Source organism: Methylobacillus draconifructus (genome assembly GCF_045984385.1).
Lineage (GTDB): Bacteria > Pseudomonadota > Gammaproteobacteria > Burkholderiales > Methylophilaceae > Methylobacillus > Methylobacillus flagellatus_A.
In genome coordinates, this window is sequence record NZ_JBJQIJ010000002.1 from 183,922 (window position 1) to 210,764 (window position 26,843).

Sequence of the window (26,843 nt, forward strand, 5' to 3'; positions counted from 1 at the left end):
CCCAATCCTGAGTTACAGATTCAAAACCAGAGACGCACCAAGCCAAGCACGCCAAACAACAACACGGTCAGCCCACTGATACGCCGGATCCATAGCTGCTGCAACCACGCCTTTAGGCGCACTGCAGCCATGCCCATCGCCAGCAGGGTGGGCAATGTTCCCATCCCAAAAGCCAGCATCAGCAATCCGCCTTGCACCGGACTGCCTGTCGCCAGAGCGGCAATCAGCACGCTATAGACGAGTCCGCAAGGCAGCCAGCCCCAGATCGCGCCCAGCATGCCCGCCTGGGCAATATTGCGTACCGGCAGCCAACGCTTGCTGAACGGCTGCAGCCGCTTCCACAACACCGCGCCAATACGCTCCAAGGCAATCACGCCATGCCAGAGATTGGCAAGGTACAGGCCCAGCAAAATCAATATGATATTCGCCAGTGCATACAGCACCTTGCCGACCGGCAGGAGGTGTTGCAGAAAGAAACTGCTGGCCCCTACGGCCCCGGCAATCGCCCCGGCGACGCCGTAGCTGCCGATGCGCCCGAGGTTATAGGCCAGCAGCAAGCGCCATTGCGGGCGGCTGCCCGGCATGCTCATACTTACCGCACCCACGATGCCGCCGCACATGCCCGCGCAATGCCCGCCGCCCAACAGGCCGACCAGCAGGGCAGCGAAGAGGCTGAGTTCAGGCATGCGGCTCCCAGCCCCTGAAGCGCCGGATCATGAGCAAACCGGGTATGGCAAGCACGGTGCACAAGAGGAAGAACATGGTCCAGCCCATTTCCCCCGCCATCCATCCCGTCGGCGTGGAGAGAATCACGCGCGGCACGCCCATGAGGCTGGACAGCAAGGCATACTGGGTTGCCGTGAATCGCCTGTCGGTCATGGCGCCCATGAAGCCAACGAAAGCAGCGGTGCCCAGGCCGCCGGTAAAGTTTTCCACCGCGATGACGCCGGTCAGCATGGGCAGGTTGTATCCCACCTGCGCCAGCAGCACAAAGCCGAAAGTCGATGCCATTTGCAGGAAGCCGAACAGCCAGAGGGAACGATACAGGCCGATGCGCAATATCCAGATGCCGCCCAGGGTGCCGCCTATCAGCGTAGCCCAGAAGCCGAACAGTTTGGCGATAGCGCCGATCTCGCTCTTGCTGAAACCCAGGTCGAGATAGAACGGCACATTGATGGCAGAAGCCAGGGTATCGCCCAGCTTGTAGAGCAGGATGAAGGCCAGGATGGTGATGGCCTCTGGCCGCTTGAAGAATTCCAGGAACGGCTCCACCACGGCTTCGCGCAAGGTGCGTGGGCTGCCTGCCGCCTCTCTGGGCTCGGGCGAGAACAGCGTCACCAGGATGCACAAGCCCATGAACAGGGCCATCAGCTGGTACATCTTGGGGAACGTCAGCAGGTCGGCGAGGATCAGGCCGCCGCCGCCCGCGAGCAGCATGCCGACGCGGTAGCCGTTGACGAACATGGCGGAACCCAGGCCCAGCTCCTGGTCCGACAGGCTTTCACGGCGATAGGCATCAATGACGATATCCTGCGACGCCGAGAAAAAGGTCACCAGCAATGCAGCGAGCGCCACGCCCCACAAGCTGCTGGCCGGGTCGCTCATACTCAAGGCCAGCAAGGCGAACACCAACGCCAATTGACTCAGAGCCAGCCAGCCGCGCCGCCGCCCGAACAGCGGGATGGTGTAACGGTCGAACAGCGGCGCCCATAGGAACTTGAGCGTATACGGCAGGCCTATCATCGCCGCTGCGCCTATCATGGCGAGATCGACGCCTGACTCCTTGAGCCAGGCCTGCATGGTGGAACCGGTCAGGAGCAGGGGCAATCCCGACGCGAACCCCATCATCAGCGCCACCAGCATGCGCCCGCTTACCACGGCCTTGAGGGTAGCCCCCCAGCCTTGCTTGATCATTTTGTATCCTGACTTGTCGTGACTACCGGTAATCAACAGTAAGCGGCGCATGGTCGCTGAAGCGCGCATCCTTGTATATCGAGGCGCTTACCGCCCGGGCCGCCAATGCCGGCGTCGCTACTTGGTAATCGATACGCCACCCGACATTCTTCGCCCATGCCTGCCCGCGGTTGCTCCACCAGGTGTAGCAGGCATCGGTGGTATCCGGATGCAGCAAGCGGTAAACATCCACCCAGCCGATGCGGCCGAACAAATCCGTGAGCCAGGCGCGCTCTTCCGGCAGGAAGCCAGAGTTCTTGCGGTTGCCGCGCCAATTCTTGAGATCGGCCTCCTGGTGGGCGATATTCCAATCGCCGCAGATGACGACGTCGCGGCCATCGCGGATCAATGACTCGAGGTGCGGCATGAATCGCTCCATGACGCTGAACTTGAATGCCTGCCGCTCTTCCCCGCTGGAACCGGAAGGCAGGTAAAGCGACACTACGCTCAGGTTGCCGTAGCGCGCCTCCAGGTAGCGGCCTTCGCTATCGATATCGGCAATGCCCAGGCCCACGATCACCGCATCGGCCTTCTGCCGCGAGTAAATGCCCACACCGCTGTATCCTTTCTTGTCGGCGTAATGGAAATAGCCGTAATAACCTTCGGGTTGCAGCATTTCCGCCGTCATGTCGGCTTCCTGCGCCTTCAGCTCCTGCAAGCAGACGATATCGGCCTGCTGTTGCTGCATCCACGGATAAAAGCCTTTGCTGGCAGCGGAACGGATGCCATTGAGATTCAGGGATATAATACGCAACACTACAACCTTTCTTCACTCATCATGTCAGATTCAACGCAAGATTTTATCCAATTCGCCATCCAAAAGCAGGTATTACGTTTCGGCGAGTTCACCACCAAGGCCGGACGTCTCAGCCCCTACTTCTTCAATGCGGGCCTGTTCAACGACGGCGAAAGCCTGATGCGCCTGGGCGAATTCTACGCCGCCGCCATCGTGCGCTCCGGCGTGCAGTTCGACATGCTGTTCGGGCCGGCCTACAAGGGCATCACCCTGGCTGCCAGCATCGTGATCGCTCTGGCAAGGCAAGGCCGCAACGTGCCTTATGCCTTCAACCGCAAGGAAGCCAAGGACCATGGCGAAGGCGGCACCATTGTAGGCGCTTCCCTGCAAGGCAGGGTGCTGATTGTGGACGATGTGATCTCGGCCGGCACCTCGGTGCGCGAATCGGTCAATATCATCACCGCCAGTGGCGCCACGCCGTGCGGCGTCGCGATTGCGCTCGACCGCCAGGAGCGCGGCCTGGGCGCGCTATCAGCCGTGCAGGAAGTCGAGCAGCAGCACCAATTGCCCGTGATCAGCATCGCCAACCTGCGTGACCTGATCGAGTACCTGGACCAAAGCAGCGAGTTGGCAGCATACCGCCCTGCCATTGCCGCATACCGCAGCGCATATGGTGTTGAATAGCGCAGCTAACAAAACTCTCCTGGCGTTGTTACGCTGCCTTGCCGTACGACTTGTACTGCCTGCGGCAGCGCGCCTAGCCAGGACCGCTGCGCTGGGTTTGTTAACCACTCTAAGTAAAGCCTCGGCGGCACATGCTGGTTCATAGCTTCCCTCCAGCCGTCACCCCACCTTGCCGGGTATTGATACTGGGCTCCATGCCCGGCAAGCGGTCACTGGAAATGCAGGCTTACTACGCCCATCCGCAGAACCTGTTCTGGCCGTTCATCAACCACATTTTCAACATTCCAGCCGAGACCGCATACCAGGAAAGGCTGCGGCTGCTGAACCAGCAGCATATCGGCATATGGGATGTGCTCAAGGAATGCATACGCGTCAGCAGCCTGGACGGCGACATCGAGGAAGCCTCCATCGTCGCCAATGATTTCAGCGCCCTGTTCGCGCAATTTCCGCATATCCGCCATATTTTCTTCAACGGCAGCAAGGCCGAGCAGGCGTTTCGCCGCCATGTGCTCAAGCGGCAAATAATTCCGGCCCACCTGCATTACCACAGGCTGCCTTCCACCAGCCCTGCCAATGCCTCGATCAAGAAGGAACACAAGCTTGCGCAGTGGCAGCAGATCACTGCCGTGATCGCCGACTGAAGAATTCCCATGTTTTGGCAAAGGGTATAATCCGGCGCAAAATCATGCGATAGTTAGCAAAAAATAATCACGATCATTCCACAAAGGAGGAAAGGCATGATACGCAGATTGCATCTGCCTGCGAATGTCATGGCATACCTGCTATTGACGCTGAACGCCAGCACAGTATGGGCAGCTACGGAATCCAAGCAGCCTAGCGGCAAGATCATGAAGTGGGTGGACGAGCAAGGCACTACCCATTATGGAGATACCCTGCCACCGCAATATTCAGGCAAGGAAAGCAATATCAGCCCGCGCGGCATGCCGCAAACCGACACGGCAAACAGCGCAGCATCAGACACCCCCGGTAAAGATAGCGAACAAGCCAGGCGGGACAGGACCTTGCAGGCAGTCTACAGCTCGGAACACGAGATCGACCTCGCCCGCGACCGCAACCTGCAAATGGACCAGGCCATGCTGGAAGGACTGGAACAGCGCAAGCTCAGCGTCACGGCGCGCCTGCAGGAACTCAAGAATCTAGAAGCTGGCTACATCAAGCGCGGCCAGCCGGTGCCGAAGGACTTCAAGAAGGATTTCAAGGGCGCCTTGCTCGACATCGGCAAGATAGATGAGCAAATCGCAGAGCGCAAACACCATATGGAGACCATGCGCTTGCGCTTCGAAAACGACAAGAAGCGTTTTATTGAATTGAAGACAGGCGTGCCGGCTGGCGAGGGCGCCAGCACGGCACACTAAACCTAGATTGCGTTAGCCTGCGAGCTTGCGCTTGAGGATTTCATTGACCTGGGCAGGGTTCGCCTTGCCCTTGGAAGCCTTCATGGTTTGGCCCACCAAGGCGTTGAACGCCTTTTCCTTGCCGGCGCGGAATTCTTCCACCATGGCGGCATTGGCGGCCAGCACCTCGTCCACGATGACCTCGATCGCGCCGCTATCGGTCACCTGCTTCAGGCCCTTGCGCTCGATGATGGTGTCCGCGTCGCCTTCGCCTGCCCACATCGCCTCGAATACATCCTTGGCGATCTTGCTGGAGATGGTGTTATCGGCAATCCGCTTCAGCAAGCCTGCAAGCAGGACCGGCGATACGGGCGCATCGGCAATCTCGCGGCCTTCTTCGTTCAGCTTGGCGCTCACGCCGCCCATCACCCAGTTGGCTACCAGCTTGGCTTCGCCGCCGAACTCGGTCAATGCCGCAGTGAAGTAATCCGCCACGCCGCGCGAAGCGGTCAGTGCAGAGGCATCGTAGGCCGACAAGCCGTGGTCGCGCTCGAAGCGCGCCTTCATTGCCGATGGCAATTCAGGCAAGGTACCGCGGATGGCGTCGATGTCTTCAGCCGAGATCGCCAACGGCAACAGGTCGGGATCGGGGAAATATCGGTAGTCGTTGGCTTCTTCCTTGCTGCGCATGGCGCGGGTCTCGCCGGTATCGGGGTTGAACAGCACCGTCGCCTGCTCGATCTTGCCGCCGTCTTCCAGCGTTTCGATCTGCCAGCGGGTTTCGTATTCGATCGCCTGCTGCATGAAGCGGAAGGAGTTGAGGTTCTTGATCTCGCGGCGCGTGCCTAACTTTCCCTCTCCCTTGCGGCGCACGGAAACGTTGACATCGCAGCGGAAACTGCCTTCCTGCATATTGCCGTCGCAGATATTGATCCACTGCACCAGTTCATGCAGCTTGCGCGCGTAGGCCACGGCCTCGGCGGCGGAGCGCATGTCCGGCTCGGTGACGATTTCCAGCAAGGGCGTCCCCGCACGGTTGAGGTCAATGCCGGATTGACCCGGGCTCGCGCCATGCACGGACTTGCCTGCGTCTTCCTCAAGATGGGCACGCGTGATGTTGACGGTTTTCTCGCTATCGCCGATCTGGATCGTCAGCGAACCCTTGCCGACCACCGGCAGTTCATACTGGCTGATCTGGTAGCCCTTGGGCAGGTCGGGGTAGAAGTAATTCTTGCGCGCAAACACCGAACGCGGCGCAATCTCGGCATTCACCGCCAGGCCGAAGCGGATGGCGCATTGCACGGCCTCCCTGTTGAGCACGGGCAATACGCCGGGCAAGGCGATGTCGACCACGTTGGCCTGGGTATTGGGCTCCGCGCCGAACGCAGTGCTGCTGCCGGAGAAAATCTTGGATTTGGTATTGAGCTGGACGTGCGTCTCCAGCCCGATGACGACTTCCCAACTACTCATTATGCAATTCCTTCCGGCATGCGGATGTGCCAGTCTGTGACTTGTTGATAGGCATGCCCGACATTGAGCATGCGCGCTTCGTCGAAATAGTTGCCGATGATCTGCAGGCCCACGGGCAGCTCCGTGCCGTCTGCAGCAGGCGCAAAACCGGCAGGGATGCTCATGCCCGGCAACCCGGCGAGGTTGACGGCGATGGTGTAGATATCCTGCAGGTACATCGCGACCGGGTCATCCGCCTTCTCGCCGGACTTGAACGCGGTGGAAGGCGCCGTCGGGCCCAGGATCAGGTCGCATTGCTCGAAGGCGCGCGCAAAATCCTCGGCGATCAGCCGGCGGATCTGCTGCGCCTTGAGGTAGTAGGCATCGTAGTAGCCCGCGCTCAGCACATAAGTGCCGATCAGGATGCGGCGCTTCACCTCCGCGCCAAAGCCTTCCGCGCGGCTCTTGCAGTACATGTCCATGAGGTCGTCGTACTCGGCGGCACGGTGGCCGAAACGCACGCCGTCATAGCGCGACAGGTTGCTGGAGGCCTCGGCCGGTGCGAGCACGTAATAGACAGGGATGGACAGCATGGTATTGGGTAGGCTGACCTCGACGATCTCCGCGCCCAGCTTGCGGTATTCGTCCACCGCCGCCTCGATCACCTTCGCCACGCCGGCGTCCAGGCCTTCCGCGAAATATTCCTTGGGCAAGCCTATCCTGAGGCCTGCCAGCGACTTGCCCAGCTCGCGGGTATAGTCTTCCTTCTCGCGCTGCAGGCTGGTGGAATCCCGCTCGTCGAAACCGGTCATCACATTCATCATCAGCGCCATGTCCTCGGACGAATGCGCCATGGGGCCGGCCTGGTCCAGGCTGGAGGCAAACGCGATCATGCCGTAGCGGGAAGCCAGGCCGTAGGTAGGCTTGAGGCCGGAAAGGCCGCACAATGACGCGGGCTGGCGAATCGAGCCGCCGGTATCCGTACCTGTCGCCGCAGCGCAGAGGCGCGCCGCCACCGCAGCCGCGCTGCCGCCAGAACTGCCGCCCGGGACCCGCGTCCTGTCCCACGGGTTCTGCACCTTGCCGAAATAGGAAGTCTCGTTGGAAGAACCCATCGCGAACTCGTCCATATTGGTCTTGCCCAGGTTGACGGCGCCGGCGGCATTGAAGCGCTCGACGACGCCTGCGTCGTAAGGGGCAATAAAGGTTTCCAGCATCTTGGAGCCACAGGTGGTCTTCCAGCCCTTGGCACAGAAAATGTCTTTCTGCGCGACCGGGATGCCGGTCAACGGACCTGCGTCGCCATGGGCGATACGCTGGTCGGCCGCCTTGGCCTGGGCCAGGCTCAACTCGGGATTGACTGTGATATAGGCATTGATCTCGGGGTTGAGACGCGCGATGCGGTTGAGGTATTCCTGCGTCAGCTCGACGCTGGAAATCTCCCTGCTGGCCAGCATGCCGGCCAGGTGCTTCAAACTATGATTGATCATGACAGGACTTATTCGATGACTTTGGGAACGAGGTAAAGGCCGTGCTCGACGGCAGGTGCGATGGATTGCAGCAATTCTCGCTGGTCGCTTTCGGTGACCATGTCCTCGCGCAGGCGCTGGGTCACGTCCTGGGAATGCGACATGGGGGCGATGCCGCTGGTATCCACCGCCTGCATTTCCTCGATCAGGCCAAGAATTCCGGAAAGCTTGACCAGGGTCGCTTCGGCCTCTTCCTCGCTGACGGCGATCCGCGCCAGGTGCGCGATCCTTTTGACGTCATGTGTGTTGAGTGACATTTATCCAATCCAAATCTTAAATTTCTAGGAGATATCAGGTATTATACCTTGATTTTACGCACATCTTCAGCCGCAACATAAGGCCCACACAGCCTGCGGCAGCTCGTCAGGATACAAATAATGTTCGGTCTTTTAAACAGTTACTTTTCCAACGATCTCGCCATTGACCTTGGCACAGCAAACACCCTGATTTACGTACGTGGCAAGGGTATCGTCCTCGACGAGCCATCCGTGGTGGCGATTCGCCAGGAAGGCGGCCCCACCGGCAAGAAAACCCTGCTGGCGGTCGGCCTGGAAGCCAAGCGCATGCTGGGCCGCGCGCCGGCCAACATCACGGCGATCCGCCCAATGAAGGATGGCGTGATTGCCGATTTCACCATTACCGAGCAGATGCTCAAGTACTTTATCCGCAAGATTCACGAATCCCGCCTGTTCAGCCCCAATCCCCGCATCATTATCTGTGTTCCCGTTGGCTCCACCCAAGTGGAGCGCCGCGCGATCAAGGAATCTGCCGAGATGGCCGGCGCGCGCCAGGTTTACCTGATCGAGGAACCGATGGCCGCGGCGATCGGCGCCAACATGCCAGTCGCGGAAGCGACAGGCTCCATGGTGGTGGACATCGGCGGCGGCACCACCGAGGTCGGCGTGATCTCGCTGGGCGGCATTGTCTATGCGAAATCCGAGCGCGTCGGCGGCGACAAGTTCGACCAGGCCATCATCGACTACATCCGCCGCAATTACGGCATGCAGATTTCCGAACCTACTGCGGAATTGATCAAGAAGCAGATCGGCTCCGCATTCCCAGGCTCCGAGGTGCTTGAGCTGGAAGTGACCGGCCGCAACCTGGCTGAAGGTCTGCCGCGCAAATTCACCATCTCCAGCAATGAAATCCTCGAGGCATTGACCGAACCGCTCAACGCGATTGTCGGCGCAGTGAAGTCGGCATTGGAGCAAACGCCGCCTGAGCTCGGCGCCGACATCGCCGAAAAGGGCATGGTGCTGACCGGCGGCGGCGCATTGCTGCGCGACCTCGACCGCCTGCTGCTGGAAGAAACCGGCCTTCCGGTGATCGTGGCGGAAGACCCATTGAGCTGTGTCGCCCGCGGCTGTGGCCGTGCGCTGGAAGAAATGGACAAGCTGGGCAATGTGTTTGCCTACGAGTAAATTGCGTTATCATGAGAACAGAATCAGGCCATGTCACGATGGCCTGTTTTTTATCATCAGGAGCTTCGCAGGTTCCGGAACACCACTAGCACACTAGACCAGACAACCATCACACACTCCTCATGCCACGCGCCTTAGAACACCAACACCACACTGGCTTCTTTGTTCGCGGCCCGAGCCCTACGGCGCGCTTATTCTTCTTCTCCGTGCTTTCCCTGGTATTGATTGCCACGGACGCACGACTGAACTACCTTGTCGAAGTCCGCCAGGGATTCATCGCGCTGCTGCATCCCTTGCAGATCATTGCCAACGCACCGCTCAATCTCGCCCAGGATGTGAGCGCATACCTGCATACGCAGACCACGCTCACCGAAGAGAACACCCGCTTGCGCCACCAGGCGCTGGAACATGCAGCGGAACTGCAGCGATTCAAGGCACTGGCGTCTGAAAACGAGCGCCTGCGCAGCTTGCTGGGAGCCGCCCAGCTTTCCAGCCAGCCAGCCCGCCTCGCTGAGATATTACATATGGGGCGCGATCCATTCAGCCACAAGATCGTCGTCAACCTGGGATCGCGCCAGAGCATCGTGGCAGGCCAAGCGGCAATTGATGAGAATGGCGTGATCGGGCAAGTCACGCGCGTTTATCCCTTCAGCAGCGAGGTAACGCTCATTACCGACAAGGAGCTTTCCATCCCAGTGCAGGTCGAGCGCAACGGCCTGCGTGCAATCGCATTCGGACAAGGCCGCAATGCCACGGTGGAATTGCCTTCGCTGCCAGCCAATGTCGATATCCGGGCAGGCGACAAGTTGGTCACCTCCGGCATTGACGGCATCTACCCTCCAGGACTCGCCGTCGCGGAAGTCGTCCAGGTGGATACCAATGCCGACTCGCCATTTGCCCATATTATCGGCAAGCCTCTTGCAGGCATCGAACACCACAGGCAGCTCCTGTTGGTCAGCATACCCCAGGCCGAGCGCCCGGCGGACAGCAATACAGTGAAGGCCAAGCCTGCCCCCAAAAAAACAACGCCGCCAAAACGCCATGTCAACAACTAGCTTCAAACCTGTATACCTGTCGTTGCTGCTGGCATTGATACTGCAAATCCTGCCATGGTCCGGCAGCCTGCTGACGGTACGTCCCGAGTTCCTCCTGGTGACCGTACTGTACTGGACCCTGAGGGCGCCGCACCTGTGCAACATCGGCACCGCCTGGTTTGCAGGATTGCTCATGGACCTGATCTCGGGCGGACTGTTTGGTCAGTTTGCACTCGCCTACTCCATCACGTCGTATTTCGCAGTGGCTTATCAGCGACGCCTGGCATTGTTCAATATCTGGCAGCAAGCCGGTTATGTATTCCTATTATTGCTATTTACCCAAGTCATTACGCTCGTGCTCAAGCTGTTCGCAGGCGGCGAACTGCCAGGCTGGCAATATTTCCTGCCCAGCGTCAGCGGCATCCTGCTTTGGCAGTTCGTCATCTTCTCGCGCCTTCGTATCGACAGCCGCTCCAACCAGGCCTGATCCCTGCCCATGAGATCCCGCCGTTCAGAACTCAAGAACTACCAGAAGGAGCAGCACGATTTCCGTGCGCGGCTGGCGGCCGGCGCATTGCTGGTCATCACGTGCTTCGGCATCCTCATCGGCCGCTTCGTCTACCTGCAATACGCGAAGTACGACCATTACCAGACCATGGCCGAGAACAACCGCATTTCGCTGGTTCCCATCGTGCCCAACCGCGGGCTGATCCTGGACCGGAACGGGGTGGTGCTGGCGCAGAACTCCTTTGTGTACACATTGGAAATCACGCCGGCCAAGGTCGCCAACACCGTGGAAGAAACCATCGATGAACTGGCGAAACTGATCGAAGTCAGCACCAATGACCGCAAGCGCTTCAAGAAGCTGCGCGCCCAGACCCATAGTTTCGAGAGCGTGCCCATCCGTACGCACCTCAATGAGGATGAGGCAGCCAAGATCGCCGTCCATCGCTTCCGCCTCCCGGGAGTGGAGATCCGCTCCCGCCTGTTCCGCCAATATCCGCAAGGTAAGTCAGGCTCCCACATCATCGGCTACATAGGCCGCATCAACGACCGCGACCTGGAGAACCTCAAGGAGTCCGGCGACCTCTCGAACTACAAGGGCTCGGACCATATCGGCAAGAGCGGCCTGGAGCAGTATTACGAGTCGCAGCTGCACGGCATCACCGGCTTCCAGCAAGTGGAAATCGACGCGGGCGGCCATGCCGTGCGCGTGCTATCCAGCACCCCGCCCATCCCGGGCAATAACCTGATCCTCTCCGTGGACAGCAAATTGCAGCGCATCGCCGAAGAAGCGTTCGGCGACTACCGCGGCGCCCTGGTGGCGATCGAGCCCAGCACGGGGGAAGTGCTCGCATACGTCAGCCAGCCCGGTTACGACCCCAATCTTTTCGTCGACGGCATCGATAGCGAAAGCTGGAAAGAACTCAACGAATCGCTGGACAAGCCATTGATCAACCGTCCATTGCGCGGCGTCTACCCTCCGGGTTCCACCTTCAAGCCGTTCGTCGCCATGGCCGGGCTCGAAGCGGGAAAACGCGCGCCCCCGTTCAGCATCAGCGACCCGGGCTTTTTCACATTGCCGGGCAATACGCACCGTTACCGCGACTGGAAGCCCAGCGGCCATGGCACCGTGGATATGCGCAAGGCCATTGCGGTCTCCTGCGACACGTTCTTTTACGGGCTGGCCATGGAGCTGGGCATCGAAAGGCTCGCTTCGTTCGTCAGCCACTTCGGCTTCGGCAAGCCGTCCGGCATCGACATCAAGGGTGAGATGAGCGGCCTGCTGCCGACCCCGGAATGGAAAGGCCGGCGCTTCAAGCAGAAATGGTTCCCGGGCGAAACCGTGATTGTCGGCATCGGCCAGGGTTATATGCTCGCGACCCCCATGCAACTGGCGCAGGCGACTGCCATTCTCGCCAACAACGGCAAGGCCATGAAGCCGCACCTGGTTGCTGCGATCCAGGAGAGCAAGGGAGGGCATGTCCATTCCCTGCCGCCTGAAGTCGTCGACCAGGTCACGCTCAACCCCAAAAATATCGAGATCGTGAAACAAGGCATGATGGACGTCACCCTGCCGGGCGGCACCGCGGCACGGCTGGGAGCCGACAGCCAGTACCTCATGGCATCCAAGACCGGCACTGCCCAGGTAGTCGGGATCAAGCAGAATGAGAAATACAATGAAAGCAGGATGCACGAGCGGCACCTGGACCACGCGTTGTTCATCACCTACGCACCGGCGGAAGACCCCAAGATCGCGATTGCCGTGATCGTGGAAAACGGCCGCCATGGCGGCTCCACCGCCGGGCCGATCGCGCGGCGCGTGATGGATTACTACTTGCTGGGCAAGGAGCCCCCATCGGAAAAACCAGCCGTGGAAGATGCCAGCGTGGGCGCGCCCGTCACTCCGGAGGCCCAAAGCCATGATGAGTAAATTGATGAAACGCCTGGTGAAGCATATCGACGGCTTCCTGATGAGCTGCCTGATCGTCACCATCGTGCTTGCCCTGTGCGTCCTCTATAGCGCTTCCGGGCAGAGCATGGGCAAGATCAGCAACCAATTGGTCAACATCACGGTAGCGCTCAGCCTGATGTGGATCGCCGCCAATATCTCCCCCCAGATACTGGAACGCATCGCTTTGCCCGCCTATGTGCTGGGCGTGCTGCTGCTGATCAGCGTTGCGCTGTTCGGCGAGATCAGCCACGGCGCCAGGCGCTGGCTGCATATCGGCGTCGCCAAAATACAGCCTTCGGAACTGATGAAAATCGCCGTGCCCATGCTGCTGGCCTGGTATTTTTCCCGCCGCGAATCCGCCGCGACGTTCAAGGACCATGTCATTGGCGCCGTGTTGCTTGCCATCCCGGTCGGCCTGATCATGAAGCAGCCCGACCTCGGCACCTCGCTGATGATCGCCGCCTCCGGCTTCTATGTCCTGTTCCTGGCCGGCTTGAGCTGGCGCATCCTGATCGGCGCGGCGGTCAGCGTGGCCGTCATGGCCCCCATTCTCTGGTCCATGCTGCATGATTACCAGCGGCGGCGCATTGAAATCCTTTTCGATCCGTACCAGGACCCATTAGGCGCCGGCTACCATACCATCCAGGCCAGCATTGCGCTCGGCTCCGGCGGCCTCGCCGGCAAGGGCTGGCTCAACGGCACCCAGTCGCAGCTCGATTTCCTGCCGGAACGCACCACCGACTTCATTTTCGCGGTGTTCGGCGAAGAGTTCGGCCTGCTGGGCAACGTCTTGCTGATCCTGCTGTTCACCGTCATCATCGGCCGCGGCCTCGTGATCGCGGCACAGGCGCAAGGCACGTTCAGCCGCTTGCTGGCAGGCAGCATTACATTGACCTTCTTCACTTATGTGTTTGTTAACATCGGCATGGTCAGCGGCATCCTGCCGGTAGTGGGCGTGCCCTTGCCGCTCATCAGCTATGGCGGCACTTCGCTGGTCACCTTGCTGGTCGGTTTTGGCATACTCATGAGTATCCATACGCATAAGAAGCTTGTTACCTCATAGGAAAGAAAGGAGCGAGTCGGGCCGTCGAAAGCCTGCAGACCTCATGAAACTGATACGCAACCTGATTCCTGGCATGATTGCCCTCACCCTGGTGGCCTGTGGTGGCGGCACCAGCGTCAAACCGGAAGCGGGCAAGCCTGCCCCGACGACACAGCCCGCGCCCAAGAAAGGCGGCTACTACCTGGATGACGGCCCTGGCGACAACCCGCCCGCCGACATCGACAGCATTCCGGATGCCAAGCCACGCGCCGAAACGCCGCTGCCGCGCGCCATGCGCCCGTACAGCGCGCTGGGACGCCGCTATACCCCGCTGACGGAGCACACCCCTTACAAGCAACGCGGCATCGCTTCCTGGTATGGCAAGCGCTACCACGGGCAAAAGACCTCGAGCGGCGAAGTCTACGATATGTACGCCATGACCGGCGCGCATACCATTCTGCCGCTGCCGAGCTACGTACGCGTCACCAACCCGGAGAACGGCCGCTCCGTCATCGTGCGCATCAATGACCGCGGCCCGTTCCATGACAACCGGCTGATAGACCTTTCCTACGCTGCAGCCTACAAGCTGCGCCTGGTCGAAAAAGGCAGCGGCATTGTCGATGTGGAGGCGCTGGACGAAAATGGCAGGCCGATCTCAAACCCAGCCGGGGCCACTGTCGAGCAACAGGCCAAGCCCGCTGCTGCGGAGGCAGGCAACGGCAGCCTCACCAACGCCATGAATGAAACCGTCACCAACCAGCCGATCACCGGCGCCTATGTGCAGGTTGGCGCCTTCTCGGTCAAGGCCAACGGCGACCGGCTGGTCGAGACCTTGCAGCAAAACCAGCTCGCGGACAATGTCCAGGTAGAGAATTGGTATAATGCCGGAACTTATCGCGTGCGCCTCGGGCCATATAGCAGCCGCCAGCAGGCCGAGGCAGCGGCGGCAAAAATCAAGCAAACACTCAATACCAACGCGATCGTGGTATACCAGTGAGTTTGTTGGCTACCGGCTTGAACCCTAAATCATTGAGTTAAAGAGATTCTATGTCCTATCTTTCCACCCGCAAGCCAGCGATCCTCATCGCTGCAGTGACCGCATTTGTGACCAGCGCCCTGACGGCGCAAGCGGCAGACATCCCCCAACCCCCGGCGCTGGCCGTCAAGTCCTACCAGCTCTATGACTTCAACAGCGAGCGCGTGATTGCGGAACAGGATGGCAGCTCCCGTGTCGAGCCGGCTTCGCTCACCAAGATCATGACGGCCTACCTGGCATTCAAGGCCATCAAGAACGGCCACCTGACCCTGACGCAGACCCTGCCGGTCAGCGTCAAGGCCTGGAAGGTCGAGGGTTCCAAGATGTTCATCGAGCCCAACAAGCCCGTAACTGTCGATGAACTGCTGCACGGCATGATCATCCAGTCCGGCAACGATGCCTCCATCACGCTGGCCGAAGGCATTGCCGGCTCCGAGGAGGGCTTTGCCGAACTCATGAACAAGGAAGCCGCGCGCCTGGGCATGCGCGAGACCCATTACGTCAACGCCACCGGCCTGCCCGACCCGCAGCATTACACCACCGCGCATGACCTGGCCCTGCTCGCGGCCGCGTTGATCCGCGACTTCCCCGACCAGTACAAGCGCCTGTATTCCATGAAGGAATACACCTATAACAAGATCAGCCAGCCTAATCGCAACCGCCTGCTGTGGCTGGACCCTTACGTTGACGGCATGAAGACCGGCCATACCAAGAGCGCGGGCTACTGCCTGGTCACCTCGGCCAAGCGCGGCGACACCCGCATGATCTCGGTCGTGCTTGGCGCCCCGTCCGATTCCGCGCGTGCGACCGAGAGCCAGAAGCTGCTCAACTACGGCTTCCAGTTCTACGAATCCAAGCTGGTGTACAAGCGCGGCGCGGAAGTCAGCAGCCTCAAGGTATGGAAGGGCGCGGAGAACAACGTCGTGGCGACCGTGGCCAGGAACGTCTCCATCACCTTGCCCAAGGGCGAATATGCCCGCGTCAAGGCCAAGGTGGTCAGCCAGCAGCCTTTGGTGGCCCCGGTAAGCGCCGGGCAGCAGGTGGGCACCATCCAGTTCATCCTGGATGACAAGGTCATCGCCGAACACAAACTGGTCGCCGCCAAGGGCGTGGAAGTGGCCGGCATCTTCGGCCGCCTGCTGGACACGATCAAGCTCTGGTTCGAGTAATCCCGCACCGCATGGATGAAACCGTCTACCTCAACGGCTCATTCCTGCCATTGGCTCAGGCCACGGTCCCGGTGCTGGACCGTGGCTTTATCTTTGGCGATGGCGTGTATGAAGTCGTCCCGGTGTATTTGGGACAACCGTTCCGCCTTGACGAACACCTCGCCCGGCTGGCCCAGAGCCTGGAAGCGGTCCGCATCCGCAACCCGCTCGATATGGCCGGATGGCATGACGTCTGCACGCGCCTGGTCGCCGCAAATGCCGGGCTGACCGACCAATCGCTCTATATCCAGGTCACGCGCGGCGTCGCACCTCGCGACCAGGCATTTCCCCAGCCGGAAGTCAGCCCGACCGTGTTGGCGATGAGCATGCCCCTGGTGACGCCATCGCCCGAGCTGGTGGAATCCGGCGTGAGCGCGATCACGGCACTTGATATTCGCTGGCAGCGCTGCAATATAAAAGCCATCTCCCTGCTTGCCAACGTATTGTTGCGGCAGGAAGCCGTGGATCACGGCGTGGCGGAAACCCTGATGCTGCGAGACGGCTATCTCACCGAAGGCAGCAGCAGCAATATCTTTATCGTGAAAGAAGGCGTATTGCTGGCCCCGCCCAAGAACCAGTTCATGCTCCCCGGCATCACCTATGACGTGGTGCTGGAGCTCGCGCAGGCAAACAGCATGCCGCTCAAGGTCGGCCCGGTAAGCGAGGCGCAATTGCGCGCGGCGGATGAAATCTGGCTCACCTCGTCCACGAAGGAAGTGCTTGCCGTGGTCGCGCTGGACGGCGTGACGGTCAATGACGGCAAGCCCGGCCCGGTATTCAAGCGCATGCATGCGCTGTACCAGGCATTCAAGAACCAAGTAATGAGGCCTGCGAGGTAAGCAATATGGCAAATGAGCGCAATGACAACAAGCCTGATGACAACAAACTCGATGATCAGGAAACGCTGATCGAATTTCCCTGCGACTTCCCCATCAAGGTGATGGGCGAGGCGCACGAGGAATTCGCCAACCTGATCCTGGCCGTGATCCAGCAGCACCTGCCGGATTTCGACGCCACGCGCATCGAGATGCGGGCCAGCACCGGCGGCAAATACGTCAGCCTGACCTGCACCGTGCTCGTGCACTCCAAGCCGCAGCTGGACGACATCTACCGCTCGCTCACATCGCACCCCAAGGTGAAATACGTACTTTGATGACGGCGGCAGCGATACCCCATGCAGCATGAGCGCATGAACCGGCCTTTGGTCATCCGTACACTGGGCCGCACCGATTACCTCGCCACCTGGCAGGCCATGCAGGCCTACACACAGTCCAGGACCGAATACAGCAATGATGAATTCTGGCTCACCGAGCACGCCCCCGTCTACACCCTGGGCTTGAACCGCAAGGCCGTGCGTCCGCCGAGCCGGGACGACATTCCATTGATCGAGGTGGATAGGGGCGGCAAGATCACCTACCATGGCCCGGGCCAGGTCGTCATCTATGTCTTGCTCGACCTCAAGCGCCGCGGTCTCACTGTCCGCTCGCTGGTCAGCGCGATGGAAGACAGTATCATCGCCCTGCTCGCAGAGCACGGCGTCACGGCAGTGGCGCAGGCTGATGCACCCGGCGTATACGTCAACGGCGCCAAGATTGCCTCTCTCGGCCTGCGCCTGAAGAACCAGCGCAGCTATCACGGCCTGGCGCTGAATATCGACATGGACCTGGCCCCGTTCCTCGCCATCGACCCTTGCGGCTACCAGGGCCTGCAGGTCACCCAGGCCCGCGACCTGGGAATATGCCTGGCACCCGAGGCGGCGGCACAAAAGCTGCTTGATAAATTGACATCACAGTTAGGCTATACTGAAGGCCCGGGGTCTGTTCCCGTTTTATTCGAGTCCGCGCCGACACCGGTTTTTGTGCGGAGCAAGGCATGAGGAGAGAAGTTTGGTCATTCCAAATGAACGACGAATAACGCAGTACCGTGCAAAAACCGGTGCCGGCCCTTTAGGGTTGTTGTGGCAAATGGCGCCATGCTGTGTTGCGGGACTTGGCAAGGGAGTAACCATTGCCTGCGTCCCGCGTCTTGCCTGACGCCATTTGCCACAGCAACGCAGACACGAATAAAACGGGAACAGACCCCACCGAGAACACCTTATGACAGAAACGACAGAACGCATCGTCCCGCCGCCGCGCAAGGTCGCGGGCGTGAAGGAAACCAGCGCCGAGAAGATGGCGCGCATCCCGATCAAGATCATTCCCATGCCGGCCATGCGCAAGCCGGAATGGATACGCATGAAAGTGCCGGATAGCGCTCGTTTCCGCGAAATCAAGCAGGTGCTGCGCGAGAACAACCTGCATACTGTCTGCGAAGAAGCATCGTGCCCCAATATCGGCGAATGCTTCAGCGGCGGCACCGCCACCTTCATGATCCTCGGCGACATCTGCACGCGCCGCTGCCCGTTCTGCGACGTATCGCACGGCAAACCGCTGCCGCCCGATGCCAACGAACCCGAGAACCTGGGCCGCACCATCGCCCAGATGCGTCTCAAGTATGTGGTGATCACCAGCGTGGATCGCGACGACTTGCGCGACGGCGGCGCCCAGCATTTTGTCGACTGCATCGCATCAGTGCGCACCCACTCACCCAATATCAAGGTGGAAATCCTGGTGCCCGACTTCCGCGGTCGCCTCGACCGCGCCATCAATATCCTCAAGGCCGCGCCGCCAGACGTCATGAACCACAACCTGGAAACCGTGCCGCGACTCTACAAGGAAGCCCGTCCAGGTTCCGACTACCAGAACTCGCTGGATTTGCTCAAGGAATTCGGCGAACTGCACCCGGAAGTGCCGACCAAGTCCGGCCTGATGCTCGGGCTGGGCGAAACCGACGAGGAAATCCTGGAAGTGATGCGCGACCTGCGCGCGCACAACGTCACCATGCTCACCCTGGGCCAGTATCTGCAGCCTAGCCCGCACCACCTGCCGGTCAAGCGCTTCGTCACGCCGCAGCGTTTTGTCGAATTCGAGCAGCAGGCGCTCGCCATGGGCTTCACCCATGCCGCCTGCGGCCCCATGGTGCGTTCCTCCTACCATGCCGACAACCAGGCGCAACAAGCAGGAGTCAGTTTCTAACGTTCCGCCATCATGGAAAGCAACCTTCTACTCATCTTGCTCGCATTCTTCCTGGTTCTGCTCAACGGCTTCTTCGTGGCGGCCGAGTTCGGGCTGGTCAAACTCCGGCAAACCCGTGTCAAGGCGATTGCCAAGACCCACGGCTGGCGCGGCCGCATCCTCGCCAAGGTTCATGGCCAGCTCGACGCCTACCTGTCCGCCTGCCAGTTGGGCATTACGCTGGCCTCGCTAGGCCTGGGCTGGGTAGGCGAACCGGCGTTCGCCCAATTGCTGGAGCCCTTGCTGTTCAGCGTTGGCGTCACCGCCCCCGAACTCGTGCACGGCATTTCATTCGTGGTCGCCTTCTTCACCATCTCCTACCTGCATATCGTACTGGGAGAGCTCGCCCCCAAATCCATGGCGATACGCCAGTCGGAAACGGTCGGCCTATGGACGGCCGCGCCCCTGTATGTTTTCTACTGGGTCATGTATCCCGCCATCTGGCTGCTCAATGCCAGCTCCAACTGGATATTGCGCAAATTCGGCCTCAGCACCGGCCATGCCAGCGACGCCCATTATTCGGCTGACGAGCTGAAGCTGATCCTGCGCAGCAGCCGTGCCTCGGAAGAGCTCACCAAGGATGAATGGAACATCCTCGCCCATACGCTGGATTTCAGCGACCTGGAAGTCGCCGACCTCATGCGGCCCTTCAACGAGGCCATTTCCCTATCGGCAAAAAACAGCTTCGAGGAAAACCTGGAAATCATCTCCCAGCACCGCTACAGCCGTTATCCTTTCGTGGAGCAGGACGGCAAGGTCAAGGGCGTCATCCACCTCAAGAGCCTGTTCCTCGCCAAGTTCGAAGAGGACGAACTGCAGGACCTGAGCCGCTTTGTGCACCCTGCCCCGTTTGTCGCTCCCGACCTGCCTGCGATAGAACTGTTCCGCCGCTTCCGCGAGGGCAAGGCCAGCCACTTCGCCATCGTCGGCCGCAAGGGACAGGAACCCCAGGGCTTCATCACCCTGGACAATATGCTGGGGGCATTGGTCGGCGAGATCCGCGACGAGTTCCGCCAGAGCCAGAACGACTGGACCAAACTCGACGACGGCACGCTGATCGGCAAGGGCAGCCTGCCTATCTTCACGCTGGAACGCGCCCTGGGCATCGAGATCGAGAACGACGACGAAGTCGATTCCGTCGGCGGACTGGTGCTGTCCAAGCTAGGCTACATCCCCAAGGAGGGCGAGAGCATCGCCTTCGAGCAATTCGATATCGTCGTCAAGAAAATGAACGGCCCGCGCATCATCCTGGTCCGCATCCACCCGAAGCAGAAGCATGATGAGTGATACAGTGGCAAAAGTAGACTACCCGCAAAAAGTCGACCTGTTCATCGTCGGCGGCGGCATGATAGGCAGCGCGCTGGCTGCCAGGCTCGCGCCTAGCGGCATGCGGATCGCCCTGCTGGAGAACCATCCGCCCGCCGCTTTTGACGCGTCAAGCACGCCCGATTTGCGCGTATCGGCCCTGAGCCCCGCCTCTATCGGCTTTCTTGAGCAAGCCCAGGCATGGCCGGCGATACAAGCCATGCGCACTGCGCCGTTCAAGTGCATGCAGGTCTGGGAAAACCGCCAAGACCAAGGCACCTTGTTCGATGCCGCGGAAGTCGATGCGCCCTGGCTCGGCCATATCGTCGAGAACAGGCTGGTGCAGCTGGCCTGCCTGGAGGCGCTTCAAGGTTACGACAACGTCACCTTACTGTGCCCGGACGAAATCGATCAGATCGCCTATCGGCCCGAAGGCAGCCACATCCGCCTGAAAAGCGGCCAGGCCTTCGAGGCAAGACTCCTCATCGGTGCCGACGGCGCCAACTCGCAAGTGCGCAAGGCCGCCGGTATTGCATTGGACAGCCGGCAATACCCCATGCATGCGCTGGTCGCCACCGTCCGCATCCAAGGCGGCGAACGCGACATCACTTGGCAGCGCTTCACCCCTGACGGGCCGCAATCGCTGCTGCCCCTGCCCGGTGACTATGCCTCGCTGGTCTGGTACCACCGCCCGAGCGAAGTGCGCAGGCTGTTGACGCTGGACGACGATGCGCTGCTGGACGCGTTCCGCCAGCACTTCCCCGCCGCATTGCCCGAGATCACGGGACTGGTGCAACGCGGCAGCTTCCCGCTCGCGCGCAGCCATGCGCAGGTCTACGCGCGCCAGGGCGTCGCGCTGATCGGCGACGCCGCCCACACCATCCATCCACTGGCAGGCCAGGGCGTGAACCTCGGATTCCAGGATGCCGCCGTGCTCAGCGAGATTCTGCAGCAAGCCTGGCAGGAAGACGGCGACCTTGCTTCATTGCCACGCCTGCAAGGCTACGAACGCCAGCGCAAGCTCGCCAACCTCGTCATGCAGCGCGCCATGGACGCTTTCAGCTACGGGTTCAGCAACGACATCGCTCCATTACGCGCACTGCGCAACCTTGGACTCAGGCTTGCCGATCACGACGGCCCGCTCAAGCGGGAAGTCATCCGCTATGCATTGGGATTGAATCCGCAACCTGCTTCCCGCTTGTTTTCCCCTTTGCAGAAACTCATCCAGCGGCATACATAGCATTATGAAATAGCAAGGTTAAAGATGACATGATGCACTCCCGCTGATAATATGACCTTATAGTCATAATTAACCAGTCAAATTGGAGGCCTCATGAAAAACATCTCGGTAGTGGAAGCCAAGAGCCGCTTTTCCTCACTGCTCGCAGAAGTCGAAGCCGGTGAGGAAATCGCAGTGACACGACACGGAAAGGTGGTCGCCCGCCTGGTGCCGGATCGGCCGCGCATGGCCGCAGAAGCCTTCCGCGACCTCTGGGCCGACAAGGAAAACGACCTGCAAGCCCCCAGTGACAATCCTGCCGAAGATGTCGCCTCGCTGGATGATTAATGCATGGCTGTCATTTACCTGCTCGATACCAACATCCTGATTGCAGCGCTAAAAGCCCATCCCACGGTCCAGCGGCATCTGGAAAACACGCCGCTTAGCAGCCTGCGGCTTTCCAGCATCGTACTGGGAGAGCTGGAGTTCGGTGCGGAAAAAAGTGTTTTCGCCGAACGCAACCACACCAGGCTGGCCGAACTCACCCAACGCCTGCAACCACTCGGCGTCGATCACGACACCGCACAACACTATGGCCGTATTCGCGCTCTGCTCGAACGGCAAGGCACACCCATAGGAGCCAACGACCTCTGGATCGCCGCCCAGGCCCTTGCAATTGACGCTACATTGGTCACCGACAACCAGCGCGAATTTCAGCGAGTGCCCGGCCTGTTTCTGGAAAACTGGTTAGCGGAATAACTTACGCAAAAAAGCCCGAAGGCTTGCCAGACTTCGGACTTTTGTGACAAAGATCAAGACAATATCTTGTTGAAGTTGATGTCGTCAGAAGTTATAGCGCAAGTTCAGCCAGGCATTACACGTCGGTGCATAAATAGCAGTGTGGAAGGTATTGTCTAACCCTTGCAGGTATTCCTTATCAAACACGTTGTTGACATTCAATGTGGCGGAGAGCGGCTCATTGATGTCGTAACGGGCCATCAGGTTGACTACAGTATAAGATGCCTGTTCTCCTTTCAGTGCCAGCCCTGAGGAAGTAGCAGTGTAATAAATGCTATCCTGCCAATTCACGCCACCGCCGAATGTGAGCTTGTTCCAAATTCCGGACATGCGATAACTAGTCCAAACCTTGGCCATTTGACGCGGAAAGGTGGTATTGATACGGTCTCCATGGGAATCCTCGGTAGTACTGTAGTTATAGCTCGCACTTATTTGCCAACCAGGATCAATCTCGCCATTGATCTCGACATCTATCCCTCGGGTCTTGGCGCCGCTGACCGCACGATAGGCTGGCTGTGCCGGCGATGTCCCCGGTACTGTCTGCCCAGCATCGACTTCGGCGAGATTGTCCTGACGAATTTCATAGAGTGCGATAGCACTGTTCAGGCGGCCGCCGAAGAATTCGCTCTTGAGGCCGATTTCATAATTGTCGCCATCACGCGGGTCAAGCACTACTCCATTGCGGTTACGCAGACTTTGCGGCTTGAAGATGCTGGTGTAGCTTGCATAGACCGAGTGCGTGCCGTTTAGGTCATATACAATGCCAGTGTAAGGGGTGAGCACTCCGGTTTCCTGCATGTTGGTGATACGATTGTTTCCCGCCAATGCAGCACTGGTGTATATCTGTGACAACTGGTACTGGTAGTTACTGATCCTCGCGCCGAGGATAACGGACAAGTCGTCACGCGGCTTCAGGCGTAGCGCGCCATAAGTGCCATACTGCTTCTGCCATCCATCGTAGTCCATCAGTTTTTGACCCGTGATGGTCGGGCCGGTCGTCTCGTTGCCCCATTCGTAGATATTGACATAACGGCCTTCGATTCCCGCCCCTCTCATCGGCTCGTGAAAGTTCTCGAATTCGGACCAGTTGAACCCCAACACCGCTTCATGCCTACGCCCAAGCCACTCGAACGGACCCCCAACCTGTGCATCAAACCCAGTCTGACGCTGCGTGGCACTGCCGACTCCTCCATAGAGGCGGGTGCCACTCCCTGTGGCCTGATCGGGGAAACCCCAGCCGGCATACGCCAAGGAGTAATTACGTTCACCATGTAAATGATTGGCTGAGAACTTTAATGTCCAATCATTAGTGAATGTATGTTCCAGCTTGAGGAATGCGTTGTAGACCTCAACCTCGTTTTTGCTCCAACGAGAAGCAGCATTCGCCTCAGGGCTAAAGTCAGTCTGTTGGCCGTTGCTGTAAAACAACGGCAATCCAGTTGCCGCAATACCACGCGGATCGCTCTTTTGATAATCCAAGCCCGCTGTCAGCACTGTCCGCTCGCTTAGGTCGGCCTCCAGGATTCCATAAAGCACACTCTTTTCTGTGTCATAGTAATCAATATGGGTGCCGCCTTTTTCATACGCACCAACGAACCGGCCACGCAAACTTCCGCTTTCGTTCAGCGGGCCAGCAACATCCAGTTCGACACGATGACGGTCCCAGCTGCCGATGCCTACACTGGCGTATCCCTGGAACTCATAGGTAGGTTTTTTGCGTACAAGATTGATTGTGCCGGAAGGATCTCCCGCGCCAGTCAACAATCCGGCAGCACCGCGCAGCACCTCCACTCGGTCATAGATGACAAGGTCGGCTTGAGCCTGTGGAATATTCTGCGATACAAGATCCATAGCGGTGAGGATACCGTCGAGCTGGAGATTATCTATGCCATAGCCGCGTGAAGAGATGCCGTAGCGGCTAGATCCGATGTTCTGCACAGAAATGCCGGGCATTCTGTCCAGCACGCTCTCTATGCTGCGCAAATTCTCGTCTTCAATCCGCTGGCGTGTCATGACGCTCACGCTCTGCGGCGTCTCGCGCAATGTCAGCGGCAGACGGGTAGCCGTAGAAACAGGCCCGTTAATGGCATAGCTGCGACTTCCTTCAGTTATCGTAACCTTTTCCCGTCTCGCATTGACGCTTACTTCAGGCAGAGTATTTTCGGCGCCTACCTTGAGCTCCTGCGCTTTGGTCAAGGAATAACTGCCATCAATCTCCTGCCTCACGGACAGCCCGCTGCCTTGTAACAAAAGCTCGAAGCCTTCCCTCACGGAATAACTACCGTTCAACCCTGCAGTAGTTTTGCCTTTCGTCATGACAGGATCGAACGAAAGCAGTACGCCAGCCTGGGTGGCGAACCTGGAAAGCGCAGCGCCCAGAGGGCCTGCTGCGATAGCGTAGGTTTTTGCTTCCGCCGCAGCTGGTTCGGCGGCATGTGTCATATGCATCGGCATCAATGCGCCTGTTGCAAGGCTGGCCTGCAACAGCAAGGCAATGGCGCTGCGCTTGAATGGATGGGTTTTGTTTTCTTTTGGCATGATGCTCCCTGGATAGTGATTAAACGTCTCTATCTGCTTTGCCAAACGAAAATCGAAAAGTGACAATCGAAAATGAAAATTATTTTGGCGGGTTTGCCCGAACCGGAGGTCAGGCTTTATGTTGCGCGAGGTTCCAGCAATACGATGTAGCGGGTGAACATGGTGATATTGACCGGCAGGGTCCTGGCAATGCTGTGCAATACGGCATCGGTATACTTGACCGGGAAAGAGCCGGAAATCTTCAACTCATGCAATTCAGGGGCCAAGCGCAGCCAGCCTTTGCGGTAGCGTTGTAGTTCTGCGATGAATTGCGGCAAGGGCAGGTTGTCGGCATAGATAAACCCATCGGCCCAGCTCGACGCTTGTGGCGACAACGGGCCCAGGGTGATTTGCCCATGGGCAGAAAACAGGCTGGCCATGCCTTCGCTGACGGTATAAGCCTGCCCAGGCGCGGACTGCGGCTCGACCTTGACGGCATGCGCCAGCACACTGAGCAAGGTACCGCCATCGGTCTGGCGCACGCTGAATTTCGTGCCCAACGCAGTCAGCAGCCCTTCGCTGGTCTGCACGACAAAAGGCCGGTATGGCCCGGCTTCCTGGCCGGTATCGACCATGATTTCGCCGCTGCGCAGGCGAATAAGGCGCTGCCGGGCATCGAACGCCACGTCCAGTGCGGAATCGGTATTGACGACCAATAGGCTGCCGTCGGCCAACGCCAACGTGCGCTGCTCGCCAACCGCGGTACGGATATCGGCATTCCAGCTTTGCCAAGGCAGTTCCCGATAGGCCTGCCAGCCTGCGCCGCCCACGGCAAGCAGTATGGCAAGCTGCTTGAGCGCCTTGCGGCGCTCCAGGCGCTTTTGCGGGGTCAGGGTCGCCATGCCGAGCTTGCCCGGCACATGCTCGAACTTGCCGGTGATAGCCTCCACGCGTTGCCAGGCGGCCTGGTGTGCAGCGCTTTGCTCGCGCCAGGCTTGCCATGCGGCATGGTCGGCTTCGCTGGCCTCGCCTGAACTCAACTGGGCATACCAGGCAATGGCAGCCTGCAAGGCGGCCTGTTCGGTTGAAGGCGGGATAATGGACATGCAGGGACCTAAACTGCGGGCATTTCAACGGAAAGGCAGTGGGCCAGGGCACGCATGATGTATTTGCGCACCGAGCTCACCGAGACGTCAAGACGGCGGGCAATGTCGGCATGCGAGGCGCCTTCCAGCTGCACCATGAGGAAAGCGATGCGCATCTTGGCAGGCAGGCCGTCCAGCATGGCGTCGATTTCCAAAAGGGTTTCCAGCAGCATGGCCTGCATTTCCGGCGAGGGCGCTTCACTGGCGGGCGCCTGCGCCAAGGCTTCGAGGTAGCTCTGCTCCAGCTTGCGCCTGCGCAACTGATTGACCATGAGCCCATGCGCAACGGTAGTGAGAAAAGCGCGCGGCTCACGCAGATTTTCCAGCTCGCGCTGCAAAGCGATCCGCACGAAGGTGTCCTGCGCCAGGTCTGCCGCCTCGAATACGCAGCCCAGCTTCTTGCGCAGCCAACCTTGCAACCAGCCGTGATGCTCGCTATAAAGCGTGCCAAGGATTTGCTGCCTGGAATCGGGGCTGGAGGACATGTGCTGCGCCAATAATTGAGAATATTTCTCATTTTAGATGAGCAGCAATTGCATCAGCAAGTAGCGTTGATGCGAAAACCGCTGTCAGCAAGGAGCGAAACAGCGGCTAACACTAGGGTCTGTTGACGTTTTGTTCGCGGCCGCGTTGCTGTGGCAACTGGTGCCAGGCAAGACGTGGGGCTTGGCAATGGTCACTCCCTTGCCAAGTCCCGCAACGCAGCATGGTGCCAGTTGCCACTGCAACCCGAAGGGCCGGGCCGGTTTTTGCACGGCGCTGCGTTATTCGTCGTTCATTTGGAATGACCAAACTTCTCTCCTCATGCCTTGCTCCGCACAAAAACCGGCTCCGGCGCGGTCGC

The 26,843-nt window shown here is 59.5% G+C and carries 27 protein-coding genes; 18 read left to right on the forward strand and 9 right to left on the reverse strand.

Features of this window, described 5'->3' with window-relative positions:
• Window positions 1-20: 20 nt before the first annotated feature.
• The 3 genes from ACKF11_RS04730 to ACKF11_RS04740 are packed head-to-tail and all read right to left on the reverse strand — an operon-like array spanning window position 21 to window position 2,707.
• The gene (locus ACKF11_RS04730) at window positions 21-686 is read right to left on the reverse strand and encodes a sulfite exporter TauE/SafE family protein (protein ID WP_407996151.1); all 666 of its coding nucleotides are present in this window, start codon (window positions 684-686) and stop codon (window positions 21-23) included.
• A complete protein-coding gene (locus ACKF11_RS04735) occupies window positions 679-1,914 on the reverse strand; it encodes an AmpG family muropeptide MFS transporter (RefSeq protein WP_407996152.1) in 1,236 nt (411 codons plus the stop codon). Before ACKF11_RS04735 ends, ACKF11_RS04730 begins: the two co-directional genes overlap by 8 nt.
• A 22-nt stretch (window positions 1,915-1,936) precedes the next feature.
• Window positions 1,937-2,707: an exodeoxyribonuclease III gene (locus ACKF11_RS04740; protein ID WP_407996153.1), complete on the reverse strand. Its 771-nt coding sequence runs from the start codon at window positions 2,705-2,707 to the stop codon at window positions 1,937-1,939.
• Between the two features lie 24 nt (window positions 2,708-2,731).
• On the opposite strand from ACKF11_RS04740, the gene pyrE reads away from it, so the two are divergent.
• The 3 genes from pyrE to ACKF11_RS04755 all read left to right on the forward strand — a co-directional run bounded on the left by pyrE (window position 2,732) and on the right by ACKF11_RS04755 (window position 4,749).
• Complete coding sequence (pyrE, locus tag ACKF11_RS04745) at window positions 2,732-3,373, forward strand: orotate phosphoribosyltransferase (RefSeq protein ID WP_407996154.1); 642 nt, start codon at window positions 2,732-2,734, stop codon at window positions 3,371-3,373.
• A 131-nt stretch (window positions 3,374-3,504) separates the two neighbouring features.
• On the forward strand, window positions 3,505-4,014 hold the full coding sequence (locus ACKF11_RS04750) for a DNA-deoxyinosine glycosylase (protein WP_407996155.1): 510 nt from the start codon (window positions 3,505-3,507) through the stop codon (window positions 4,012-4,014).
• A gap of 96 nt (window positions 4,015-4,110) precedes the next feature.
• On the forward strand, window positions 4,111-4,749 hold the full coding sequence (locus ACKF11_RS04755; protein WP_309565731.1) for a DUF4124 domain-containing protein: 639 nt from the start codon (window positions 4,111-4,113) through the stop codon (window positions 4,747-4,749).
• A gap of 12 nt (window positions 4,750-4,761) precedes the next feature.
• On the opposite strand, the gene gatB is transcribed toward ACKF11_RS04755, so the two are convergent.
• From gatB to gatC, 3 genes are read right to left on the reverse strand one after another with little or no spacing between them, the layout of a single operon-like run.
• Complete coding sequence (gatB, locus tag ACKF11_RS04760; RefSeq protein WP_407996156.1) at window positions 4,762-6,198, reverse strand: Asp-tRNA(Asn)/Glu-tRNA(Gln) amidotransferase subunit GatB; 1,437 nt, start codon at window positions 6,196-6,198, stop codon at window positions 4,762-4,764.
• Window positions 6,198-7,667 carry an Asp-tRNA(Asn)/Glu-tRNA(Gln) amidotransferase subunit GatA gene (gatA, locus tag ACKF11_RS04765; protein ID WP_407996157.1) on the reverse strand — a complete coding sequence of 490 codons (1,470 nt, stop codon included), beginning with the start codon at window positions 7,665-7,667 and terminating at the stop codon, window positions 6,198-6,200. The genes gatB and gatA overlap by 1 nt, the downstream gene beginning before the upstream one ends.
• 8 nt (window positions 7,668-7,675) lie before the next feature.
• Window positions 7,676-7,963 carry an Asp-tRNA(Asn)/Glu-tRNA(Gln) amidotransferase subunit GatC gene (gene gatC / locus ACKF11_RS04770; RefSeq protein ID WP_407996158.1) on the reverse strand — a complete coding sequence of 96 codons (288 nt, stop codon included), beginning with the start codon at window positions 7,961-7,963 and terminating at the stop codon, window positions 7,676-7,678.
• Between the two features lie 120 nt (window positions 7,964-8,083).
• Between gatC and ACKF11_RS04775 the strand changes: the two genes are divergently transcribed.
• The 15 genes from ACKF11_RS04775 to ACKF11_RS04845 all read left to right on the forward strand — a co-directional run bounded on the left by ACKF11_RS04775 (window position 8,084) and on the right by ACKF11_RS04845 (window position 22,298).
• Complete coding sequence (locus ACKF11_RS04775; RefSeq protein WP_230342680.1) at window positions 8,084-9,127, forward strand: rod shape-determining protein; 1,044 nt, start codon at window positions 8,084-8,086, stop codon at window positions 9,125-9,127.
• Window positions 9,128-9,249: 122 nt separating this feature from the next.
• Window positions 9,250-10,182, forward strand: coding sequence for a rod shape-determining protein MreC (gene mreC / locus ACKF11_RS04780; RefSeq protein WP_407993284.1), 933 nt, complete (start codon window positions 9,250-9,252; stop codon window positions 10,180-10,182).
• Complete coding sequence (gene mreD, locus ACKF11_RS04785) at window positions 10,169-10,648, forward strand: rod shape-determining protein MreD (RefSeq protein ID WP_309565736.1); 480 nt, start codon at window positions 10,169-10,171, stop codon at window positions 10,646-10,648. The genes mreC and mreD overlap by 14 nt, the downstream gene beginning before the upstream one ends.
• A 9-nt stretch (window positions 10,649-10,657) precedes the next feature.
• Window positions 10,658-12,595, forward strand: a complete 1,938-nt coding sequence (gene mrdA / locus ACKF11_RS04790; RefSeq protein WP_309565737.1) for a penicillin-binding protein 2 — start codon at window positions 10,658-10,660, stop codon at window positions 12,593-12,595.
• The gene (gene rodA / locus ACKF11_RS04795; RefSeq protein WP_309565738.1) at window positions 12,585-13,679 is read left to right on the forward strand and encodes a rod shape-determining protein RodA; all 1,095 of its coding nucleotides are present in this window, start codon (window positions 12,585-12,587) and stop codon (window positions 13,677-13,679) included. Before mrdA ends, rodA begins: the two co-directional genes overlap by 11 nt.
• Window positions 13,680-13,722: 43 nt before the next feature.
• Window positions 13,723-14,655 (forward strand): septal ring lytic transglycosylase RlpA family protein, encoded by a 933-nt coding sequence (locus ACKF11_RS04800; protein WP_407993287.1) that lies wholly within the window; start codon window positions 13,723-13,725, stop codon window positions 14,653-14,655.
• A 50-nt stretch (window positions 14,656-14,705) separates the two neighbouring features.
• Window positions 14,706-15,863 carry a D-alanyl-D-alanine carboxypeptidase family protein gene (locus ACKF11_RS04805; protein WP_407993288.1) on the forward strand — a complete coding sequence of 386 codons (1,158 nt, stop codon included), beginning with the start codon at window positions 14,706-14,708 and terminating at the stop codon, window positions 15,861-15,863.
• Between the two features lie 11 nt (window positions 15,864-15,874).
• Window positions 15,875-16,741 (forward strand): D-amino acid aminotransferase, encoded by an 867-nt coding sequence (locus tag ACKF11_RS04810; protein WP_407996159.1) that lies wholly within the window; start codon window positions 15,875-15,877, stop codon window positions 16,739-16,741.
• Window positions 16,742-16,746: 5 nt separating this feature from the next.
• Complete coding sequence (locus ACKF11_RS04815; protein ID WP_407996160.1) at window positions 16,747-17,055, forward strand: HP0495 family protein; 309 nt, start codon at window positions 16,747-16,749, stop codon at window positions 17,053-17,055.
• Between the two features lie 21 nt (window positions 17,056-17,076).
• Complete coding sequence (lipB, locus tag ACKF11_RS04820) at window positions 17,077-17,778, forward strand: lipoyl(octanoyl) transferase LipB (protein ID WP_407996161.1); 702 nt, start codon at window positions 17,077-17,079, stop codon at window positions 17,776-17,778.
• A 220-nt stretch (window positions 17,779-17,998) separates the two neighbouring features.
• Complete coding sequence (gene lipA, locus ACKF11_RS04825; RefSeq protein WP_407993292.1) at window positions 17,999-18,976, forward strand: lipoyl synthase; 978 nt, start codon at window positions 17,999-18,001, stop codon at window positions 18,974-18,976.
• Between the two features lie 12 nt (window positions 18,977-18,988).
• Entirely contained in the window at window positions 18,989-20,302 is a 1,314-nt protein-coding gene (locus ACKF11_RS04830) for a hemolysin family protein (RefSeq protein WP_407996162.1), read from the forward strand.
• On the forward strand, window positions 20,292-21,560 hold the full coding sequence (locus ACKF11_RS04835) for an FAD-dependent monooxygenase (protein WP_407996163.1): 1,269 nt from the start codon (window positions 20,292-20,294) through the stop codon (window positions 21,558-21,560). The genes ACKF11_RS04830 and ACKF11_RS04835 overlap by 11 nt, the downstream gene beginning before the upstream one ends.
• A gap of 93 nt (window positions 21,561-21,653) precedes the next feature.
• A complete protein-coding gene (locus tag ACKF11_RS04840; protein WP_309565747.1) occupies window positions 21,654-21,887 on the forward strand; it encodes a type II toxin-antitoxin system Phd/YefM family antitoxin in 234 nt (77 codons plus the stop codon).
• A gap of 3 nt (window positions 21,888-21,890) precedes the next feature.
• Window positions 21,891-22,298, forward strand: a complete 408-nt coding sequence (locus tag ACKF11_RS04845; protein ID WP_407996164.1) for a PIN domain-containing protein — start codon at window positions 21,891-21,893, stop codon at window positions 22,296-22,298.
• Window positions 22,299-22,382: 84 nt separating this feature from the next.
• Here ACKF11_RS04845 and ACKF11_RS04850 read toward each other — a convergent pair whose 3' ends face one another.
• From ACKF11_RS04850 to ACKF11_RS04860, 3 genes are all read right to left on the reverse strand, one after another.
• Window positions 22,383-24,875 carry a TonB-dependent siderophore receptor gene (locus ACKF11_RS04850; RefSeq protein WP_407996165.1) on the reverse strand — a complete coding sequence of 831 codons (2,493 nt, stop codon included), beginning with the start codon at window positions 24,873-24,875 and terminating at the stop codon, window positions 22,383-22,385.
• A gap of 116 nt (window positions 24,876-24,991) precedes the next feature.
• Window positions 24,992-25,960, reverse strand: coding sequence for a FecR domain-containing protein (locus ACKF11_RS04855; protein ID WP_407996166.1), 969 nt, complete (start codon window positions 25,958-25,960; stop codon window positions 24,992-24,994).
• An 8-nt stretch (window positions 25,961-25,968) separates the two neighbouring features.
• Complete coding sequence (locus ACKF11_RS04860) at window positions 25,969-26,484, reverse strand: sigma-70 family RNA polymerase sigma factor (protein ID WP_407996167.1); 516 nt, start codon at window positions 26,482-26,484, stop codon at window positions 25,969-25,971.
• Between the last annotated feature and the right edge of the window lie 359 nt (window positions 26,485-26,843).